The sequence below is a fragment of the Parabacteroides sp. 52 genome (genome assembly GCF_010500925.1).
Taxonomy (GTDB): domain Bacteria; phylum Bacteroidota; class Bacteroidia; order Bacteroidales; family Tannerellaceae; genus QVMG01.
On record NZ_QVMG01000008.1, the window covers coordinates 65,105 to 85,252 of the forward strand.

Consider the following 20,148-nt stretch of genomic DNA (forward strand, 5'->3'; position numbering starts at 1 on the left):
GTTTAATTAGTTTTCTTCAACTGATTTGGGGTCAATTTTAATACCCGCACTCATTGTACTTGAAAGATAAATGCTCTTTATATATGTACCTTTAGCTGCTGTAGGTTTCAGTTTCAGCAAGGTAGAGATAAATTCTTTGGCGTTGTCACGGATCTGGTCGGGAGTGAAAGACACTTTACCTACCGATGTATGAACAATACCGCTTTTATCTACTTTAAAGTCGATCTTACCTTGTTTCACTTCTTTTACAGCATTTCCTACTTCATTGGTAACCGTACCGCTTTTGGGGTTAGGCATCAAGCCACGAGGACCTAATACACGACCTAAAGCACCAATTTTACCCATGATAGAAGGCATGGTAATGATAACATCAATATCGGTCCAACCGCCTTTGATCTTATCAATATACTCATCCAGACCTACGTAGTCAGCACCCGCTTCTTTCGCTTCTGCTTCTTTGTCCGGTGTACATAATGCGAGAACTCTAATCTGCTTACCAGTTCCGTGAGGCAATGAAACAACGCCTCTGACCATTTGATTGGCTTTACGGGGGTCAACACCTAAGCGAACATCCACATCCACAGAAGCGTCAAACTTGGTAGTCGTAATTTCTTTTACCAATGCAGATGCTTCCTTTAATGTATATGCTTTCCCCGGTTCAATCTTGCCTAAAGCCAACTTTTGATTTTTTGTAAGTTTACTCATCTCAATTGAATTTTATTAATTATTACCCGGGAATGTACCTTTGACGGTGATACCCATACTTCTGGCTGTTCCTGCTACCATTTTCATGGCTGCATCAACAGTAAAGCAGTTCAAATCGACTATTTTATCTTCTGCGATAGCCTTTACCTGTTCCCAGGTAATTTCCGCAATTTTCTTACGGTTAGGTTCGGCAGAACCACTCTTCTGTTTGGAAGCTTCCAATAATTGGATTGCTACAGGAGGGGTTTTTACGATAAAGTCGAATGTTTTATCGGCATAATAAGTGATTACCACAGGTAATACCTTACCAGCCTTGTCCTGAGTCCTGGCATTGAATTGCTTGCAAAACTCCATAATATTAATACCCTTCGAACCTAAAGCAGGTCCTACTGGGGGAGAAGGGTTTGCTGCTCCTCCTTTAATCTGCAATTTGATTTGTCCAGCAACTTCTTTAGCCATTTTTTCTACAATTTAAATATAATAATAACTGAAAGAAAGACGGGTAGTACGATTCGTAACAAAAATGTACTATTCTTTCTCTACTTGTAAATAACCTAACTCAAGCGGGGTCTTCCGTCCGAAGATTTTAACCATCACTTTGAGTTTCTTTTTCTCGGCATTGACTTCTTCGATGATACCACTGAAACCGTTGAAAGGACCAAAAGTCACTTTCACTGTTTCTCCTACGTAGAATTGGATATCCAGCTCGTCTTGATTCTCCTGCAGTTCATCAACCGTACCTAAGATACGATTTACTTCAGAAGGACGAAGAGGGATCGGATTATCTGATCCGCCTAAAAATCCAATCACATTCGGGATGGTTCTCAATCGATGGGCTACTTCTCCCACCAAAGCGGCTTCTACTAAAACATAACCAGGCAAGTAGGCTCTTTCTTTCATCACCTTCTTGCCGTTACGTACAGTAAACGTTTTTTCTGTGGGGATAAGAACTTGTGAAACGTATTCTCCTAAGTCCGTATTCTTTAGTTCAGCTTCAAGATATTCTCTTACCTTATTCTCCTTACCACTAATGGCTCGTAGAACGTAAAATTTCTTTTGGATATCAGACATACCTCAAACCAATTAAAAAATTCTTTCGTAGACGAAACGCATCACGCCTTCAAAAGCCACGTCAATAACAAAGATTAATGCTGCAATGATAAGGGAAGCAATCATAACCACTACTGCACTATTGGAAAGCTCTGTTCTCGTTGGCCAAGAAACTTTATAAACAAGTTCGTTATAAGATTCCTTAATATAGTTTATTATCTTTTTCATCGAATCTATAGATTTTTGCACGGAAGGAGAGGCTCGAACTCCCGACACCTGGTTTTGGAGACCAGTGCTCTACCAACTGAGCTACTTCCGTAAATCAAGCCGGTCCGAAAACCGGCTTGGGTTTTATAGTAGAATTAGTCTAATAATTCAGTAATCTGACCTGCACCTACTGTACGTCCACCTTCGCGGATAGCGAAACGAAGACCTTCGCTACAAGCTACCGGGTAGATCAACTCTACAGTGATCGTTACGTTATCACCAGGCATTACCATTTCAGTTCCTTCAGGAAGAGTGATCTCACCTGTTACGTCCAAGGTACGGATGTAGAACTGAGGACGGTATTTGTTGTGGAATGGAGTGTGACGTCCACCTTCTTCTTTCTTCAGGATATACACCTCCGCTTTTACTCTAGAGTGAGGAGTTACTTTTCCTGGGTGAGTGATAACCATACCACGTTTGATTTCGTTTTTGTCAACACCACGCAACAACAAACCTACGTTGTCACCTGCTTGACCTTCGTCTAACAGCTTACGGAACATTTCAACACCTGTTACTACAGATTTCATGCCTTCAGCTCCTAAACCGATGATAGAAACTTCTTCACCTACTTTGATGATACCTGTTTCGATACGACCTGTTGCTACTGTACCACGACCTGTGATAGAGAACACGTCTTCAACCGGCATCAAGAAAGGTTTGTCTACTTCACGAGGAGGCAGTGGAATCCAAGTATCGCAAGCGTCCATCAATTCCATGATTTTGTCTTCCCATTGTGCGTCACCGTTCAATCCACCCAAAGCAGATCCACGGATAACCGGAGTATTGTCGCCGTCGAAATTGTAGAATGAAAGAAGTTCTCTCATTTCCATTTCAACCAAGTCTAACATTTCTTCATCGTCCACAGAGTCACATTTGTTCATGAAAACAACCAATCTAGGAACGTTTACCTGACGAGCCAAAAGGATGTGCTCGCGAGTTTGGGGCATAGGACCGTCAGTAGAAGCAACTACGATGATAGCACCGTCCATCTGAGCAGCACCCGTTACCATGTTCTTAACGTAGTCGGCGTGACCCGGACAGTCTACGTGAGCGTAGTGACGATTAGCAGTTTGATATTCTACGTGTGAAGTATTGATTGTAATACCTCTTTCTTTTTCTTCAGGAGCGTTGTCGATAGAATCGAATGAACGCAGCTCTGAAAGACCTCTCTTCGCCAGCACTGTAGTGATAGCAGCTGTCAAAGTTGTTTTACCGTGGTCAACGTGACCAATCGTACCAATGTTTACGTGTGGTTTCGATCTGTCAAATTTTTCTTTTGCCATAACTTTAATTGTTCTTTATTTGATTAATGATCATGTTTTACAATCTGTTCTTTTGAGCCGGTGCCGAGACTTGAACTCGGGACCTCTTCCTTACCAAGGAAGTGCTCTACCGCTGAGCTACACAGGCAATCTTGAGAGCGGAAGACGGGGCTCAAACCCGCGACCCTCAGCTTGGAAGGCTAATGCTCTATCAACTGAGCTACTTCCGCATATTTTTGCTTGCGCAAAAAATAAATTGACAATTGACAGTTGATAATTGACAATTATTCAGAATGAAATAAAAATATTTCATTGTCAATTGTCAATTGTTCATTGTCAATTTGAGCGAGCCTGCTCGCTCATGTGGGCAGTGATGGATTCGAACCACCGAAGTCGAAAGACAGCTGAGTTACAGTCAGCCCCATTTGGCCACTCTGGTAACTGCCCCTTTTTTAATTGACAATGGATAATTGACAGTTGACAATTAATCGTTTTTTTTGTATCAGAATTTCAAAGAAATTGTCAGCCTCTGCCAACAACCAGTTGATTTGTTTGTTTCTTTATTGCTTTCCGCTCTGGGAAGCAATTTTTAATTGTCAATTGTCAACTTTCAATTGTCAATTCGCAAGCTGCGCTTGCGTTGAGCCTCTTGTCGGATTCGAACCAACGACCCCGAGATTACAAATCACGTGCTCTGGCCAACTGAGCTAAAGAGGCAAAAAATGTTTCTTCTGAAAGAAGCCGTTTCGGCTCTAGGACGAAACGGCTGCAAATTTAGCTATTATTTCTTATATACCAAACTTCTTTCTCCTTTTTTTTATTTGGTACGGATTTTTTCCTTGATTTTAGCCAATTGCTTTTCCAAAGCTTCTATACATTCGTCGACAGATGCTTCAAAAGTGTCATTAACTTTCTCGGCAAAGCAATCTCCGTGTTTGATGTTTAGCTTGATTCCTGCTTGTTTGTTTTTAGCAGATTCCGGTTTTACAACCTTTAATGTTACCTCGGCAGAAATGATATCATCGTAAAACTTACTTAACTTTGATACTTTCTTCTGAACGAATGCTTCTAATTGTTCAGATGCATCGAAATGAATTGCTTGAATTCTAACTTCCATAATGACCTCCTTCTTTTTTTGCTCTTGGATGAGCATGATACACTTTTTTTAATTCTTCAAAGGTTGTGTGTGTGTAAATACTGGTCGACGCAATGCTGCTGTGTCCGAGTAATTCTTTGACTGCGTTTAGTTCGCCTCCGTTATTTAATATACTGGTGGCAAATGAATGGCGCAGTATGTGTGGGCTTCGCTTGGCGAGTGTTGGAATTTCTTTCAGTCGTTTCTTTACTATAGTATAGATGAAAGCCGGATTGGCCGGTGTTCCGTTGTTTTTAAGCAATAACCACTCGCTGTTTGCTGTGACCTCACGGTTTCTGATCTCTGTATAGGAGATCAGTAAGTTTTTTAATCTGTCGGCAAAAGGGATGAGTCTTTGTTTGTTGCGCTTACCGGTTATTTTGATTAACATACTGTCGTAATCGATGTCGGAGTTTTTGATTCCTGCCAGTTCGGAGCGACGTATGCCGGTGTCGTACAATAGTTCAATGACCAAACGGTCTCTAATGCCTTCGAAATCCTCACTGAAATCCTCTCCGTCTAATAACAGATCCATTTCGCTTTCCTTGATGAAATAAGGAAGCGGCTTTTTTGTTTTGGGTCCGTTTACCAGTCGCAGGGGGTTGGTAGAAATTACATTCTGCTTAATGAGGTATCTAAAAAAAGACTTCAAAGAACTTAATTTCCGGTTGACAGATGAAGCGCTGATCCGATTGTCTAAAAGGTGGACGATCCAATTGCGCACAATGTCTGCATCTGTGTGAGCCGGGTCAAAATTATTTTCTTGATGAATTTTTACATATTCTTCGAACTGGCGCAAATCTTTCTCGTATGCGGCAAGGGTATGGTCGGAATACACCCGTTCATACCGAAGATAATCTAAAAATTCATCAATAATCATACTCTCGTTGTCGTGTCAAACGTGCAACGAATATAGGAATAAGAATTTAATAAAACAAGCCTGTATAAAGGATTTTTTATTCTTCTATTTGTTGCAGGTGTTGTACGTAAACCGCACGCATATTCTGTTTTCTTTTTACTACAGAAGGCTTGATGAAGGCCTGGCGGCTTCTCAATTCTTTTACGATACCTGTCTTTTCGAACTTTCTTTTAAACTTTTTAAGCGCTTTTTCGATGTTTTCGCCTTCTTTTAATGGTACTACAATCATAATTGTTTTTTAATATATTATTTGAATTATTACATCCACAAAACGGGCAGCAAAATTACGGATTGTTTCCTTATTACCAAAACTTTCTGGCAAATTATTCGCTTTTTTTCTGAAATATCTCTTGAGAAGGAGTAAATCTTTACTGTTCAGAAGAGTAGCTGAAGGGGGAGAGGGTGTTTTACCAGGAGGGGTCGTCGGGTGATTCACCGTAAAACCCGATAGCGATAGAGGCAGCCAGACCTGCAGCGATGGCAACGCCTATACCGAGATTCCGTCCTTTGACTTCTTTTACGTAGAAGAGGTCTCCCGGAATCTCCCTGTTGCCCAGGAAGGAGGAGGGAGAAGTGTGGCCGGCTCTGATGAGTTTGTTTACGTAAAAGCTTCTTTCGAAGACCATCGGTTTGCTCAATAATCCGTCTTCTCTTTCGGTGTAAAGAGTCAGGTAGCTCCGGAAGTAGAGGGGGCTGTCGGCTTCTGTATATTCTTTTAGGTAGATCGTGAGCTGCTTGGAGTCTTCGACAGGAAAAGAGGTCTTTGTGAACTCTTTCTTGGGTATCTGTTTGAAAGGAAGGTTGGAAAGGGTTAAAGGGGTATTTTCTATTCTTGCCTGTGGAGGGATGACGTTTATTCCGTGTGGGAAAGCGATTCCTCCCGAGAAACTGCCTTGGCTGGAGGAGGTCGCCGGGTTGTTATATATATAGGTGTCTCCCTGGATAGGAGCTATTCCTTCGTAATAGCTTGTGGCTACCTCGTCGATGATGATGGCGGACCGTGTCCAGTCGATGTAAACCGGTTCCTCTAATTTATTATATATAGTAATATGTATAGGCGCGTCTTCGCCGTAGAAATTGTAAGAAATGCGGACCGAGTCGTTCTCCTGTATGAATTCGCCTGTGTTGTTCCGGCTGATCAGGTGATTTCGGTCGGTAGAGTCCAGGATGGAGTAGTAGTAAGAGGTGCATCCGCTTAAACTCAAAAGTAATACGGTTAGTATGGAGGTGTATAAGGCTATCTTTTTCATCGCTTCCTAGTGTTGGGTATGACTTGTTACAAATATACGGAATAATGTGAAAAAGACTCTTTGTCTGTCAAAGAAAATGAGGGGAATAGGTATGAATTTTACCGGGGGAATTCTATTGCCGATGGGCATCGGCAACATTGACGATGCTGTTCAGCAATATTGTCGAACGTGTTCAGCAATATTGCCGATGCTCATCGGCAATAGAATAGCTCGCGTAATAAATGACTTTTAAGCGTGGATGAAAACAATCGGTTGATAAGTCTAGCTTTATAAAATACCTATTTTTGCAATCTCGGTATTGCAAAATGAGGAATCTTTTTTATATTTGTGCCCGGTAAAAGAATACAATAGACGGAATAAGTGGAATCCTTCTTTAAGACACATAAATATTTGGTAGACCATCTCTATTCACCCGTACGCCGGGGGTTGATGGATGAGATCGATTGGAGCGACCGTCTGATTGGTATCAAAGGTTCTCGTGGGGTAGGAAAGACAACGTTTCTCCTGCATATTGCCCGTGAACATTTTGGGGCCGACAATAAAGAGTGTCTTTATATCAATTTGAATCACTTTTATTTTACGGAACGTACCTTGATTGATTTTGCATCCGAGTTCAGGGCGAAAGGGGGAAAGGTATTGCTGCTCGATCAGGTGTTCAAATATCCCGGATGGTCCAAGGAATTACGTTATTGCTACGATCATTTTACCGATCTCAAAATCGTATTTACCGGTTCCACGGTGATGCGTCTGAAAGAAGAGAACCCGGATCTCTCGGGTAGGGTCTCTTCTTATCATTTGCGGGGATTTTCTTTTCGTGAGTTTCTTAATCTTATGTCTGGGAATGAATTTCCGATCTTCCGCTTGGAAGAGGTAATTCAGAATCATGAAGAAATAGCCACCCGTATCTGTTCTGTTGTCAAACCGATGGCTTATTTTCAGGATTATCTTCACCATGGTTTTTATCCCTTCTTTCTCGAAAAGAGAAATTTCTCGGAGAACCTGTTGAAGACGATGAATATGATCCTGGAGGTAGACGTCTTATATATCAAACAGATAGAGCAGAGTTACCTGCCCAAGCTGCGCAAATTACTCTATTTGTTGGCTACGACTGCCCCTTGTACCCCCAATGTGAGTCAGTTAAGTAAGGAAATTGAGACTTCGCGGGCCACAGTCATGAATTATATTAAATACCTGACCGATGCCCGTTTGATCAGCTTGCTTTATCCGGCAGGGGAGATGTATCCGAAGAAACCCTCTACCGTATATATGTACAATTCCAACCTGATGTATCCCATCCGGCCGGAGGAAGTCAACGTACAGGCTGTGCGTGCGTCCTTTTTTTATAATCAGTTAATGAAAGAAAACCAGTTGAATGAAGCGACTAAAAACGCTCATTTCCTGGTGAACGAAACCTATAATTTCAGAATAGAAGAAAATATAAAGGTGAAGAATAATCCGGACTTTTATTATGCTGTCGACAAGACAGAGATTGGTCAGGGGAATAAGATTCCGCTTTGGCTGTTTGGATTCTTATACTAATTGTAAATTGTTAATTCTAAATTGTAATGGTTTATGATTGACGGTTTACAGCAGATGGTTTGGTAATTCTTACTTATAATTTACAATTTATAATTAACAATTAAATAGATTACTAATAGTTTATTGGTTTATGACAAAACAAAAGAAATTTTTAACCTGTGATGGTAACCAGGCTGCTGCACATATCTCGTATATGTTCAGTGAAGTAGCTGCGATTTATCCTATCACACCCTCTTCCACTATGGCAGAATATGTGGATGAATGGGCAGCCGCCGGACGTAAGAATATCTTCGGCGAAACGGTATTGGTGCAGGAAATGCAATCGGAAGGTGGAGCTGCTGGTGCACTTCACGGATCGTTGCAAGCCGGTGCGCTTACGACTACGTATACAGCTTCTCAAGGGCTGTTGTTGATGATCCCGAACATGTATAAGATCGCAGGTGAGTTGTTGCCTTGCGTATTCCATGTGTCGGCTCGTACGTTGGCTTCTCACGCGTTGTCAATCTTTGGTGACCACCAGGATGTGATGGCTTGCCGCCAGACAGGTTTTGCTATGTTGGCTGAAGGTTCCGTACAGGAAGTAATGGACCTGGCTGCTGTAGCGCATTTGTCTACAATCAAGTCTCGCGTACCATTCATCAACTTCTTCGATGGTTTCCGTACTTCTCACGAGATCCAGAAGATCGAAACGTTGGATAATGAAGATCTGGCTCACCTGATCGACCAGAAAGCATTGGCTGAGTTCCGCTCACGTGCCCTGACTCCGGAGAATCCGGTAGCCCGTGGTATGGCGGAAAACCCGGATGCCTTCTTCCAACACCGCGAATCAAGCAATTCTTACTACGAAGCTGTTCCGGCTGTTGTGGAAGAATATATGAACGAACTGTCGGTAATCACCGGACGTAAATATGGTTTGTTCGACTATTACGGAGCACCGGATGCTGACCGCGTAATTATTGCGATGGGCTCCGTAACGGAAGCGATCCGTGAAGCGATCGACTACCTGACAGCTAAAGGCGAAAAGGTAGGTTTGGTAGCGGTTCACCTCTATCGTCCTTTCTCTGCGAAACACTTCCTGGCTGCTGTGCCTAAAACGGCGAAACGCATCGCTGTGTTGGATCGTACGAAAGAACCGGGAGCAACAGGCGAACCATTGTATCTCGACGTGAAAGATTGTTTCTACGGAAAAGAAAACGCGCCCGAAGTGGTAGGTGGACGTTATGGTCTGTCTTCGAAAGATACCACTCCGGCTCAGATCCTTTCGGTATACGAAAACCTGGCGATGGCTATGCCGAAGAACCAGTTCACTATCGGTATCGTTGACGATGTAACCTTTACTTCTCTTCCGCAGAAAGAAGAAATCGCTATGGGTGGCGAAGGTATGTTCGAAGCGAAATTCTACGGTTTGGGAGCTGACGGTACAGTAGGTGCCAACAAAAACTCAATCAAGATTATCGGTGACAACACCAATAAATATTGTCAGGCTTATTTCTCTTACGACTCGAAGAAGTCGGGTGGTTTCACCTGTTCTCACCTTCGTTTCGGGGATACGCCGATCCGTTCCACTTATTATGTAAATACACCGAACTTCGTGGCTTGTCACGTTCAGGCTTACTTGCGTATGTACGATGTAACGAAAGGGTTGCGTGAAAACGGTACCTTCTTGTTGAACACCGTATGGGATGGCGAAGAATTGGCGAAACATTTACCGAACAAGGTAAAACGTTACCTGGCTCAAAAGAATGTGACTGTTTATTATATGAACGCTACGCAGATTGCGTTGGAGATTGGTCTGGGTAACCGTACCAATACGATCCTGCAATCGGCATTCTTCCGTATCACCGAGGTGATCCCTGTGGATCTGGCTATCGAGCAGATGAAAAAGTTCATCGTGAAGTCTTACGGTAAGAAGGGTGAAAATATTGTCAATATGAACTACGCGGCAGTAGATCGTGGAGGTGAATATAAACAACTGACTGTGGATCCAGCATGGGCAAACCTGCCGGATGATGCAGCGGTAGAAAATAACGATCCGGCATTTATCAACGAAGTAGTTCGTCCGATCAATGCACAGGATGGCGACTTATTGCCGGTATCTGCTTTCAAGGGTATCGAAGACGGTACCTGGATGCAGGGAACGGCTCAGTATGAGAAACGTGGTGTGGCTGCTTTCGTTCCGGTATGGAACGCTGAGAACTGTATCCAGTGTAACCAGTGTGCCTACGTTTGTCCTCACGCTTCTATCCGTCCGTTCGTGTTGGATGATGCCGAAATGGCTAACGCTCCGCAGGCAGACTTCTTGGATGTAAAAGCTCCGGCGGCAATGAAAGGCATGAAGTTCCGTATCCAGGTAGACGTATTAGACTGTCTGGGTTGTGGTAACTGTGCGGATATCTGTCCGGGATTCAAGGGCAACCAGGCATTGAAGATGGTCGACTTGGAATCACAATTGGGCGAAGTGCCTAACTGGGAATATATGACCAAGAACGTGAAGAGCAAACAACACCTGGTGGATGTGAAATCGAATGTGAAGAATTCACAGTTCGCTACGCCGTTGTTTGAGTTCTCAGGTGCTTGCTCGGGTTGTGGAGAAACACCGTATGTGAAGTTGGTATCTCAGTTGTTTGGCGACCGTCAGATGGTAGCTAATGCAACAGGTTGTACCTCTATCTATTCCGGGTCTGTTCCTTCTACGCCGTATACAAAGAACGAAAAAGGACAAGGTCCGGCATGGGCTAACTCTTTATTTGAAGACTTCTGCGAGTTCGGTCTGGGTATGCAATTGGCGAACGAAAAGATGCGTGAGCGTCTGGTACGCTTGATGCAGGATGCGATCGCTAAAGATTGTCCGGCTGATAAGAAAGAACTGTTCGAAGCATGGATCGAAAACCAGAACGATGCCGATAAGAGCCGTGAACTGGGCGACCAGATCAAAGCTGCTGTCGAAGCAAATGCAGCCAACTGCCCGATCTGTAAAGAAATTGCTGAGCTGAGCCATTATCTGGTGAAACGTTCACAGTGGATCATTGGTGGTGACGGTGCTTCTTACGATATCGGTTACGGAGGTCTTGACCACGTGATCGCTTCAGGCAAGAATGTAAATATCTTAGTGCTCGATACTGAGGTGTATTCTAACACCGGTGGTCAGTCTTCTAAAGCAACGCCGGTAGGTGCTATCGCTAAATTTGCGGCAGCCGGTAAGCGTGTACGTAAGAAAGACCTGGGTATGATCGCTACGACCTATGGTTATGTATATGTTGCTCAGATCGCTATGGGCGCTGACCAGGCACAGACCCTCAAAGCCCTGCGTGAAGCAGAAGCTTACGATGGACCATCTTTGGTTATCGCTTATGCTCCTTGTATCAACCACGGTATCCGCAAGGGTATGGGTAAGAGCCAGGCGGAAGAGAAAGAAGCCGTAGCTTGTGGTTACTGGCACCTGTGGCGCTACAACCCCGCGTTGGAAGCCGAAGGAAAGAACCCGTTCACTTTGGATAGCAAAGATCCGGACTGGTCGAAATTCCAGGATTTCCTCAAAGGCGAGGTACGTTTCGCATCTGTTGCTAAACAATATCCGGCCGAAGCAGCCGAATTGTTCCAAGCCGCCGAAGACAATGCGAAGTGGCGTTATAATAGTTACAAACGTATGTTAAGCCTCAACTGGGGCGAATAAAAAAAGAGGGCTGCTCGATTGAGCAGCCCTCTTTTTTTAAATTGAAAATTGAAAGTTGAAAATGGGAAGACACCTTACATTTTCAATTTTCAACTTTCCATTTTCAATTATTTATAATATTCCTCCCATCCTTGACGTGGCACCGCAGCGTAAAGCAGTTGGTTGGCGATCGGATCGTTGGTGATCTGTTTCTTTTCGCGGTCGAAGATCAGCTTCTTACCTGTCCATTGAGCTAATACACCGAGGCAGAATACCTGGCTCAACGGGCCTGCGATGGAGAACGGTGAACGCGGTTTCTCTTTACCCATACAGCTCAACAGGAAGTTGGCAAAGTGGTTGGATGGGCTTTTCGGTACTTCAGGTAACTTGGATGCCATCTCTTTTGCTTTGGCCTCAGGAATGATAGAGAGCGTACTACCGTGTGAACCTCCCTTGAATGTCAATTCTTTTGAATAAATCTCTTTCCCGGGATTCAGTTTGGCCGGCTGTATCTTTCCGCCTGCCACCTGCGGGATGTTCGGGTCGATCTCTGACACACCGTATCCTTCGGGTACAGCTGGGATATTGTCCAATCCGTCATACCAGGTGATATCTAAGGCAGGCATACCCGCGCGTTCCGGGAATTTGAACAGAAGCGTGGAGGACATTGGATAGAAGAACGGATTGTGATCCTTCAGGTAGATCGGATCAACCTCTGTTGGCAATCCCAGATCCAGGAATTCATGGATCGTATCCAGGATATGTGCTCCCCAGTCGCCTAAGGCACCCATACCGAAGTCGTACCAGCAACGCCATTGTCCGTTATGATAAGCATTTGCGTTGAAATCATGATACTGCGTCACACCCAACCAAGTGTCCCAGTCTAAGGTTGAAGGGATGGCTTCTGCTTGGGGGTAAGCGGTAATTTTCGGGTCGAACTTATGCCAGCGACGGGCGTTGTTCATATGAGCAGTTACGGCGGTTACATCCTTGATGATACCTGCTTCTTTCCAGGCTTTGAACTGGAAATAGTTGCCTTCGGAGTGTCCCTGGTTACCCATCTGGGTTACTACACCATATTTCTTTTCGGCTGCCATCATCAGTTCGCACTCATAGAAAGTGCGTGCCATGGGTTTCTCCACATAGACATGCTTGCCGCGCCGCATCGCCTCCATGGTGATGGGGAAATGTGAATGGTCGGGTGTCGCAATAGCTACGGCATCGATCTGGTTGCCCATTTTGTCGAGCATCTTGCGGTAATCCTGGAAGCGCGGAGCGTTCGGGAACATCTCCGCGATCTGGTTTGTTTGGCGGGCGCCCATATCGACATCGCACAGGGCTACAATATTACATAAACCAGTTTTAAACAAGTCTTTGGCGATCTCGTTACCACGATTACCAATACCGATCAAGGCAAGGTTTACTTTGTCATTGGCACTGATGCGTGCCCCTCCGGGCAGTGTAGATGCTTTTGCCGTAGTCCAGGCGGTTGGAATAGCCGTAGCCGCTGACAGGGCGATTGCCTGTTTCAGGAAATGACGGCGGGAATTTTCGTTTGAATTCATGGTGTATTAAATTTATATATTTATAATGTTTGCGCAAACACTAAGTGATTACAAAGAAACAAAGATAAGATGATAATCAATACTTCATCACAACAAAAGCAAAAAAATAACACTCCTTTGCCGGATATTTGTATTTTTTTGCTTTTCATGCCTGCAGTCTATCAGTCCGGCTTGCAGGAATGTATTTTCCCGTTCTGCCGGTTTCTTGATATTTGCAACACCTCCATGTGGGGAGGGACCTTATTTGTAATCCTTTTATTTATTCTTCTTTGTTCTCTTGTTGGGTAGATGGACGAAATACTTTCCAAACCGAATAACCGATGACGGCAATAAATAGGAGAAGGATCAGGAAGGAAGAGTAGGCGGAGATATTGGCGGCTACTATATATCCTTCCGGACGGAATTCAAAAACAAGCTGATGTTCTCCGGCCGGCACGCGCATCGCACGCAAGATCCAATCTGCCCGGAAATGAGAAGCAGGCTGTCCATCGATGGTTACCTTCCATCCCGGTTGATAAAAGACTTCAGAGAATACAGCGATTTGCTCTGTGACAGCCTTTGTCGTATATGTCAAACGGTTGGGACGATAGTTATCCAGGGTGATGGATGCCATAGAGTCGGGTTGGGCCTGGAATCCGTTCAACTCTTCTGTAAAACGCTTATCTACGACAGCAGTCTGCAAAGGATGAATGGTATGCAAGGCTTCCATCTCAGCATCTGCATTTTCTACTATCCGGACTTCCGGAACAAACCAGGCGTTTCCATAAATAAACGGATTCTCTACCGGAGCTTGCTCTGGGTGGTAAATAACATATTTGGTATTCAGCATATTCAGGGAAGGTGTCTGAGAGAATACTTTTTGAATGTCTTCCAGGCTAGTAGCTTTCTGGAATGCCTGTATCACAGTACTCAGCTCTTGCGACAACCGGTGATCGATCAGTTCCTGATAACGTCTTAATTTGGCCGCATGATACCCTCCGATGGAATGATGGAAATAGGAAGTCGTCGTTTCCTGGAAAGGATTGTTCAGGTTGATCACCCGGTAAGAAATGGTCGGGTCTTTCAGTATTTCTTTGTCTGCTACGGATGCCTTATAGATATCGGCTGGTTTTTCTTTCACATAGTTCTTGTCATTCAGGTATCTTCTGTCGACAGTCCAGAGATCAGCCAACGTAAATAAAGTCACTCCGATACAAAGGATAAGGCTTGCTCTCTTTTTGTTCTTCGCCTTGAGAAAGAAAAAGACCAGTCCGGCTGTCAATAAAATGAATAAAAACGAACGGAAGGCATCTGAAGAGGCCAGGGAAGAACGGTCCATGAGTAATGCCGCATACCAGGGTTGCTCTTGGTATTGTGCATCATAATTCGATTGAAAACTAAGCAATAGGCTGGGGAATAACCAGATGAGTAGACACAAACCGCCGGTGAGTGCCACCGACCCTATCAGCCCTTTTTTGAGTAAAGAGAGATCTACCTGCTCGTTGACGATTTCTTTCAATCCCCAGAAGGCGATGATGGGAGCCACCAAGCCCGGAATAACCAATGCCATTTCGACTGTCCGGAATTTATTGTACATAGGCAGGTAATGAAACATGATGTCGTTGAACCAATCCAAGTTCCTACCCAAAGCCAATAATACGAGAAAAAAACCGCCGGCAAAAAGCCACCATTTCATTTTGTTTCGGATAACAAACATACCTAAAACAAACAAAAAACAAACACCGGCACCGAAATAAACAGGACCTTGTGTGAATGGTTTGTCTCCCCAGTAAGTGGGTGCCTGCATCTCGTTTTTTACTTGATAACCGGCTGCTTTCAATGATTTGTAGAATTCGGAAGAGCTGTCCAGGGTTCCTCCCGATCCTCCTCCGTATGCATGGGGGATAAGCAGGGTTAATAATTCACTTTTTCCATAACTCCATTGAAAAGCATAGTCTTTATCCAGACCAGAAGAAATCTTCTCTCCGGAAGCACCGGCGGTAGTCAGTTCGGTAGCCCCGCGGGTGGACGATTGCCCCAGGTCCCAATGTACATACATATTCCGTGCATTAGGCAGTACGGCCAACAGTACACAGGCAATCAGTATAGCTGTCACTTTCCCTAACTCTTTATATGCTTTCTGTTTGATCTGCCAGGTTAAATAGCCCAGGTAAATGAAAACACAGAGAAGGACCAGGTAATAGGTGATCTGTAGATGGCTGTTGCCAACCGAGAGAGCTACGCCCAGGAGGAAAAGAATACCTCCCCACATATAGTTGCGTTTGAATAATAATACCATGCCGGCCAAAACCACAGGCATATACGCAATGACATAAGCTTTGGTCACGTGCCCGGCCAATACCAGGATAATATTATAAGAGGCAAAAGCAAAAGCGATAGCCCCTGCTATAGCCAATAGCCAGTTTACCCCCATCACACACATCAGGAGATAGAAACAAACCAGTCCGACAAATACCATGCCTCCATGCACATAGTCGATACCTTTTAAGGGTTTTTCCAATACCTCATACCCGGGTAGGTTGGGGGCCGCATGGCCATAATGTGTCACATACGGCATACCGCCGAACATGGCATCCGACCATTCGCTAAACTCTCCGGGCTGGGCTGTTTGCGCATATTCTTCCATTTGGCTGGATCCCATTCCGTACACGTTTGTCATGTCGGCATTCTGTATCCGTTTGCCATCCAATATAGCCGGACTGAAATAAACTATTGTCAATACCAGGAAGACAACAATCGCAAGGACATGTTTCCCCCATTTCTTTACTACATCCTGTATCATATTCTTTTTATTTAGACTCTGCCTTTAAACCATTTTGCTGTATAAAAACGCACGGCAAACCAACCATGCATAAAGAAGGTAGACAAGGGGCCATAGTAGTGACACATAACCTTGTACCGTTCTTTCAAAGACGCTTTCCGTTCGACGCTGCTCATGCCGGCCTCCAGGAAATTAGATAATACCCGAAAAGTGTTATGAACCGACTGTGCCCGTTGCAGGCATTGAATACACCAATCATAATCGGCTACCAAGCGGTATGTGGTATTATACAACGGAGCGATTTCTTTTTTGGCTATGAACGACTGGTGGTTGACCAGCATACCTTTGCGGAAACTCTTCCAAGTCAATCTTTTCGGGGGGCGCAACCGGCGTAGTCCGATCGGAGCTCCTTGGGCATCTACGATCATCGTATCCCCATACATAACGTCCGGCAAAGATACTTTCTTTTTTAAAGATGTTACTATTTCCTGTAAAGTATCTGCCGTGTAAAGCGTATCTCCCGCGTTGATAAACCACACATAATCACCTGTGGCGCGAAGCAATCCTTTATTCATGGCATCATACAAACCTTTATCCGGTTCACTTTGCCAATAGGAGATGCCCGACGCATATTGCTTGATCAATTCAACTGTGCCGTCTGTAGAGTTTCCATCGATAACAATATATTCGATATGGGGATAGGATTGACTGAGTATGCTCAGGATCGTCCTTTCCAACCATTGGCTGGCATTATAGGTTACTGTTATGATCGAAAAAACGGGTGGTTTCATATTTTCTTTTCCCATAAGTTCTTGTAAAGGTGAATATATTTTTCTGCCACAACGGATTCCCGGTAGCTCGTCTGTACCTTTTCCAGGCAGGCTCTTGACAGGTTTTTTGATTCCTTGTTTTCCAGTATCCATTGTATACCGTCAGCCAGGTCCTCCGCCTCTTTATACCGGGCTACATAGCCGTTGTTTTTATGATCGATCATTTCAGGTATGCCGCCCGTTTCAAAACCAACAGAGGGAGTGCCACAGGCCATGGCTTCCATAATTGTATTCGGTAGGTTATCCTCCAGGGAGGGGATCACAAACAGATCCACAGAGGCATACGCCTTCGCCATTGTCTCCTGGTCGGATATATACCCCAGTTCGTGTACCGGGAAAGGAAGTGCAGCGATCAGTTCATCCGAATGACTGCCCATCAATACGACCTCCAACGTATAATTCCGTTCTGCCAATAGACGGCAGGCCTCGATCAGGAAAACGGCTCCTTTCCGCGTATCGGAAAGTTTGGCGGCTGCAAATAATAATAAAGCTTTGTCCAAAGGCAGGTTGAATTGCTCCCGGCAATCTTTCTTAGCTATCGGCCGAAAGACCGTGGTGTCTATCGGGTTGGGAATGGACATGAAACGAGCCTGTTGTAATAATCCGCTCTGTTTGGCCATCGAACTGATCCATGTGCTGCATCCGACAAAGGTGATGGAAGCATTCTTTAATTCTTTTTTCCGGTCAAAGACCTGTTTGGCCAAATCCCATAAAGGTTGATTCACCAATAACGGGCAATGGGAACAACCGGAATGGTAACGTTCGCAAGTACCCGGATAATGACAAATACCTGTTGCCGGCCAGAGATCATGCAATGTCCAAACGATAGGTTTGTCCATCTGCAAGAGTCTTTCGATATCTTTCAGCGAGAGAAAGCCCTGGTTGATCCAATGCAGATGAATGATATCAGCCTCTTGCAATACGATGTTCCGGTCCAGGTTATTACCGGTGTTGGCAAGAGATACCTGAAACAGGTTCTTCCGATTCAACCGGTTACATACAAAAATGACCAGCCGTTCCCACACAAACCGGAACCGGTTCAGTTGTCGTTTGATAAAAGAGGTATTTACCGACACCACATCCCCGGCCTCTGTCTGTTTGTCGCGTACCAGCATACAAACCGTGAGTCCGGCCTTTTGCAAGGCAGCTTGCAGGCGATTGGCTGCAACGGCCGCTCCTCCTGTCCGTTCGGCGGTATTCAGTAATACGACTTTCATTTAGAGGTTTTTATTGGCTTCATTCACCCGTTGGCTGATCTCTTCTACGGAAGCGTTATACATTGTATAGAGTTTCTTCCGGTTTTTTATTTCCTGGTGACCCATAAATCCTTTATTCCAGATGCGCATACCGCCTGCCACCATCGATTTAAAGCCGGCATTATACCAGCCGACCTTCAAACCGGATAACCAGGCACGCAGGCATAATTCGCAATCATCGCATTGGAAAGGAGCGAAAGAGAAATCGATATGTTTCAGGTGTTGTATGAATAAAGACTTATTCAGAAGCATGGGCGCCCGGTTTACCGAATGCACAAAACGAAAGTCTTTATTCCCCCAATCTGTTGTTTTATATGCATCCACATACCCCCACTTCTCCGTTTCATCCAAGCAGAACTCCAATCCGTTCAAGCCTCCCAGAATGGCCATGTCCGGATAGCGGTTAAAATATTCCACGCCTTTATCCACCCAGGCCAAATCCTTAATCTCGTCATCATCCTGTAATAAGACAATGTACTTCCCATTGGCAAAACGAATGGTTTTATCATACATCACATTCTCATACAGATCATTTGCCCGGATAAGAAACTCATTACCTAACTGTAGAAAGCGGGTCAATGCCTTGGTATGTTTTGGCTCCGAACCATCGTCGATCACTATGATTTCTGCTCCTGCATAATTCCTTAACTGACTGACAATCCGCATCACACTGTAACTTTTATTGTGCGACTGAATGATAAAACTTACTTCCGGTGTATTATTGTATCCCTTGGCTGCCCAATCTGCAAATGTTTTCTGTTTCTTTTTCAAGACCCTTTTGGCAAGCATCCAATATACTTTTTCAAAAAATAGACGAAGATTCATATCTTTATATTTATAATGCAATTATACGATCGATAAGTTGCTCCCAGTATGCCGCATACGCATATGGCATTTTATTGGCTTTCACCCTTGCGTTCTCAAGAACCGGACTCTTTTGTATAGCCTGTTGCAGTTTCTCTTTTAATTCCGTTTCCGAATAAGGGTTAAACACCATTCCATTCTCCGGCTCTTCTATCAAGCCGGAGGCACCGGCCAAAGAGGAGCAAAGAGTATAACATCCGGCAATCAAGGCTTCGTTGGCCACTGCGCCGAAGCGTTCAAAATAACTGGGAAGCACAAACAATTGTCCGATATTATACCAGGCATAGAGTGCGGTTCCTTGCTTTTTCCCTGCAAAGATAATACGATTTCCGATCTTGTGTTTTTCTGCTTCCTCTTTCAGGGCGGAAGCTCGTTCGCCTTCGCCGACCAATACCAGTACTGTTTGTGGGTATGTATCAGCGATACCGGCAAAGGCTCTTATCAATACAAACAGGTTTTTTATGTCGATCAACCGTCCGACAAAGAGGATCGGTATCTTCCCTTTCAGTGCATATTCTTCCATTAATTCCTTTGTGGCAGGCAATGCTTCATAAAGATCCTTCCGGAAAGCCTCCTCTTCTTGTATAATAGGGAAATAGAGAAACTTCTCTTGCTTTTTGAAATGTTCTTGATACCAGGCCTGGGCATCTTTGCTGGCCAGGATTACTCCGGTGTAGAAACGCAATAAAAAAGCGCGTAGGTATTTCTGTAATCCTTTGGTCTTTTGGGCAATGTCCCGGCTGTCGTCGCAGATGGTAAATACCTTCAGTTTTCTGTTACAGAAGAGTTTGTAACATAAGACAAAGAGGCCGAGCATATTAAATTCACTGCAAAATACCAGATCCGGCTTCTCGTGTCTCAGGAGAGAGAACACCTGCAGGCGCAGATTCTTCCTGCCGAACAAACCGGGAGACAGGTAATGCGGGGTGAAATCCAATCGTTTTTTCAAGGCTTCCTGATGAAAAGATTGCTCCTTTGCGTCATCGTACATAAAGTAAAAAGACGCATCATAGGCTTGGTATAACGAATTGAAAAAATCAATTCGATAAGGTACGATAGCCGGATGGAAAATGACAAGACGCTTTTTCATGTG

17 protein-coding genes and 5 tRNA genes are annotated in these 20,148 nt (G+C 44.3%); 2 read left to right on the forward strand and 20 right to left on the reverse strand.

Features of this window, described 5'->3' with window-relative positions; genetic code table 11:
- Positions 1–6: 6 nt before the first annotated feature.
- The 14 genes from rplA to D0T51_RS06415 form a co-directional block, all read right to left on the reverse strand.
- Entirely contained in the window at positions 7–705 is a 699-nt protein-coding gene (rplA, locus tag D0T51_RS06350) for a 50S ribosomal protein L1 (RefSeq protein WP_163726797.1), read from the reverse strand.
- Positions 706–720: 15 nt separating this feature from the next.
- Positions 721–1,164 (reverse strand): 50S ribosomal protein L11, encoded by a 444-nt coding sequence (rplK, locus tag D0T51_RS06355; protein WP_163726800.1) that lies wholly within the window; start codon positions 1,162–1,164, stop codon positions 721–723.
- A gap of 69 nt (positions 1,165–1,233) precedes the next feature.
- Positions 1,234–1,776 (reverse strand): transcription termination/antitermination protein NusG, encoded by a 543-nt coding sequence (nusG, locus tag D0T51_RS06360; protein ID WP_163726803.1) that lies wholly within the window; start codon positions 1,774–1,776, stop codon positions 1,234–1,236.
- A gap of 12 nt (positions 1,777–1,788) precedes the next feature.
- Positions 1,789–1,983, reverse strand: a complete 195-nt coding sequence (gene secE, locus D0T51_RS06365) for a preprotein translocase subunit SecE (RefSeq protein WP_163726805.1) — start codon at positions 1,981–1,983, stop codon at positions 1,789–1,791.
- 18 nt (positions 1,984–2,001) lie between these two features.
- Positions 2,002–2,074, reverse strand: a tRNA-Trp gene (locus tag D0T51_RS06370).
- 43 nt (positions 2,075–2,117) lie between these two features.
- Positions 2,118–3,305 (reverse strand): elongation factor Tu, encoded by a 1,188-nt coding sequence (tuf, locus tag D0T51_RS06375; RefSeq protein ID WP_163726808.1) that lies wholly within the window; start codon positions 3,303–3,305, stop codon positions 2,118–2,120.
- 55 nt (positions 3,306–3,360) lie between these two features.
- Positions 3,361–3,432 (reverse strand) — tRNA-Thr (locus tag D0T51_RS06380).
- Between the two features lie 9 nt (positions 3,433–3,441).
- A tRNA-Gly gene (locus D0T51_RS06385) sits at positions 3,442–3,514 on the reverse strand.
- Positions 3,515–3,648: 134 nt separating this feature from the next.
- Positions 3,649–3,731, reverse strand: a tRNA-Tyr gene (locus tag D0T51_RS06390).
- Between the two features lie 196 nt (positions 3,732–3,927).
- Positions 3,928–4,001: transfer RNA gene (locus D0T51_RS06395), tRNA-Thr, on the reverse strand.
- 100 nt (positions 4,002–4,101) lie between these two features.
- Positions 4,102–4,401 carry a ribosome hibernation-promoting factor, HPF/YfiA family gene (hpf, locus tag D0T51_RS06400; protein ID WP_163726811.1) on the reverse strand — a complete coding sequence of 100 codons (300 nt, stop codon included), beginning with the start codon at positions 4,399–4,401 and terminating at the stop codon, positions 4,102–4,104.
- Positions 4,391–5,299, reverse strand: a complete 909-nt coding sequence (locus D0T51_RS06405) for a tyrosine-type recombinase/integrase (protein ID WP_163726814.1) — start codon at positions 5,297–5,299, stop codon at positions 4,391–4,393. Before D0T51_RS06405 ends, hpf begins: the two co-directional genes overlap by 11 nt.
- 76 nt (positions 5,300–5,375) lie before the next feature.
- The gene (rpsU, locus tag D0T51_RS06410) at positions 5,376–5,567 is read right to left on the reverse strand and encodes a 30S ribosomal protein S21 (RefSeq protein ID WP_163726816.1); all 192 of its coding nucleotides are present in this window, start codon (positions 5,565–5,567) and stop codon (positions 5,376–5,378) included.
- A gap of 178 nt (positions 5,568–5,745) precedes the next feature.
- On the reverse strand, positions 5,746–6,588 hold the full coding sequence (locus tag D0T51_RS06415; protein WP_163726819.1) for a hypothetical protein: 843 nt from the start codon (positions 6,586–6,588) through the stop codon (positions 5,746–5,748).
- 360 nt (positions 6,589–6,948) lie between these two features.
- On the opposite strand from D0T51_RS06415, the gene D0T51_RS06420 reads away from it, so the two are divergent.
- Both D0T51_RS06420 and nifJ read left to right on the forward strand, forming a co-directional pair.
- Entirely contained in the window at positions 6,949–8,127 is a 1,179-nt protein-coding gene (locus D0T51_RS06420; protein ID WP_163726821.1) for an ATP-binding protein, read from the forward strand.
- 130 nt (positions 8,128–8,257) lie between these two features.
- Positions 8,258–11,800 carry a pyruvate:ferredoxin (flavodoxin) oxidoreductase gene (gene nifJ / locus D0T51_RS06425; RefSeq protein WP_163726824.1) on the forward strand — a complete coding sequence of 1,181 codons (3,543 nt, stop codon included), beginning with the start codon at positions 8,258–8,260 and terminating at the stop codon, positions 11,798–11,800.
- Positions 11,801–11,907: 107 nt separating this feature from the next.
- Here nifJ and D0T51_RS06430 read toward each other — a convergent pair whose 3' ends face one another.
- From D0T51_RS06430 to D0T51_RS06455, 6 genes are all read right to left on the reverse strand, one after another.
- Positions 11,908–13,344, reverse strand: a complete 1,437-nt coding sequence (locus tag D0T51_RS06430; RefSeq protein ID WP_163726827.1) for a Gfo/Idh/MocA family oxidoreductase — start codon at positions 13,342–13,344, stop codon at positions 11,908–11,910.
- A gap of 259 nt (positions 13,345–13,603) precedes the next feature.
- Positions 13,604–16,123, reverse strand: coding sequence for a YfhO family protein (locus D0T51_RS06435; protein ID WP_163726994.1), 2,520 nt, complete (start codon positions 16,121–16,123; stop codon positions 13,604–13,606).
- 14 nt (positions 16,124–16,137) lie between these two features.
- Positions 16,138–16,896: a glycosyltransferase family 2 protein gene (locus D0T51_RS06440; protein WP_163726992.1), complete on the reverse strand. Its 759-nt coding sequence runs from the start codon at positions 16,894–16,896 to the stop codon at positions 16,138–16,140.
- Positions 16,893–18,152 (reverse strand): glycosyltransferase family 4 protein, encoded by a 1,260-nt coding sequence (locus tag D0T51_RS06445; protein WP_163726830.1) that lies wholly within the window; start codon positions 18,150–18,152, stop codon positions 16,893–16,895. Before D0T51_RS06445 ends, D0T51_RS06440 begins: the two co-directional genes overlap by 4 nt.
- Complete coding sequence (locus tag D0T51_RS06450; protein ID WP_163726834.1) at positions 18,153–19,016, reverse strand: glycosyltransferase; 864 nt, start codon at positions 19,014–19,016, stop codon at positions 18,153–18,155.
- Between the two features lie 10 nt (positions 19,017–19,026).
- Entirely contained in the window at positions 19,027–20,145 is a 1,119-nt protein-coding gene (locus D0T51_RS06455) for a glycosyltransferase family 4 protein (RefSeq protein WP_163726836.1), read from the reverse strand.
- Between the last annotated feature and the right edge of the window lie 3 nt (positions 20,146–20,148).

What these genes read in the sequence shown, in the direction of transcription:
- nifJ (WP_163726824.1), top strand. Translation starts at nt 8,258, where the DNA reads ATGACAAAACAAAAGAAATTTTTAACCTGTGATGGTAACCAGGCTGCT.
- D0T51_RS06455 (WP_163726836.1), bottom strand. Translation starts at nt 20,145, where the DNA reads ATGAAAAAGCGTCTTGTCATTTTCCATCCGGCTATCGTACCTTATCGA.
- D0T51_RS06445 (WP_163726830.1), bottom strand. Translation starts at nt 18,152, where the DNA reads ATGAAAGTCGTATTACTGAATACCGCCGAACGGACAGGAGGAGCGGCC.
- tuf (WP_163726808.1), bottom strand. Translation starts at nt 3,305, where the DNA reads ATGGCAAAAGAAAAATTTGACAGATCGAAACCACACGTAAACATTGGT.
- D0T51_RS06440 (WP_163726992.1), bottom strand. Translation starts at nt 16,896, where the DNA reads ATGAAACCACCCGTTTTTTCGATCATAACAGTAACCTATAATGCCAGC.
- D0T51_RS06450 (WP_163726834.1), bottom strand. Translation starts at nt 19,016, where the DNA reads ATGAATCTTCGTCTATTTTTTGAAAAAGTATATTGGATGCTTGCCAAA.
- D0T51_RS06430 (WP_163726827.1), bottom strand. Translation starts at nt 13,344, where the DNA reads ATGAATTCAAACGAAAATTCCCGCCGTCATTTCCTGAAACAGGCAATC.
- D0T51_RS06405 (WP_163726814.1), bottom strand. Translation starts at nt 5,299, where the DNA reads ATGATTATTGATGAATTTTTAGATTATCTTCGGTATGAACGGGTGTAT.
- rpsU (WP_163726816.1), bottom strand. Translation starts at nt 5,567, where the DNA reads ATGATTGTAGTACCATTAAAAGAAGGCGAAAACATCGAAAAAGCGCTT.
- rplK (WP_163726800.1), bottom strand. Translation starts at nt 1,164, where the DNA reads ATGGCTAAAGAAGTTGCTGGACAAATCAAATTGCAGATTAAAGGAGGA.
- D0T51_RS06415 (WP_163726819.1), bottom strand. Translation starts at nt 6,588, where the DNA reads ATGAAAAAGATAGCCTTATACACCTCCATACTAACCGTATTACTTTTG.
- secE (WP_163726805.1), bottom strand. Translation starts at nt 1,983, where the DNA reads ATGAAAAAGATAATAAACTATATTAAGGAATCTTATAACGAACTTGTT.
- nusG (WP_163726803.1), bottom strand. Translation starts at nt 1,776, where the DNA reads ATGTCTGATATCCAAAAGAAATTTTACGTTCTACGAGCCATTAGTGGT.
- rplA (WP_163726797.1), bottom strand. Translation starts at nt 705, where the DNA reads ATGAGTAAACTTACAAAAAATCAAAAGTTGGCTTTAGGCAAGATTGAA.
- hpf (WP_163726811.1), bottom strand. Translation starts at nt 4,401, where the DNA reads ATGGAAGTTAGAATTCAAGCAATTCATTTCGATGCATCTGAACAATTA.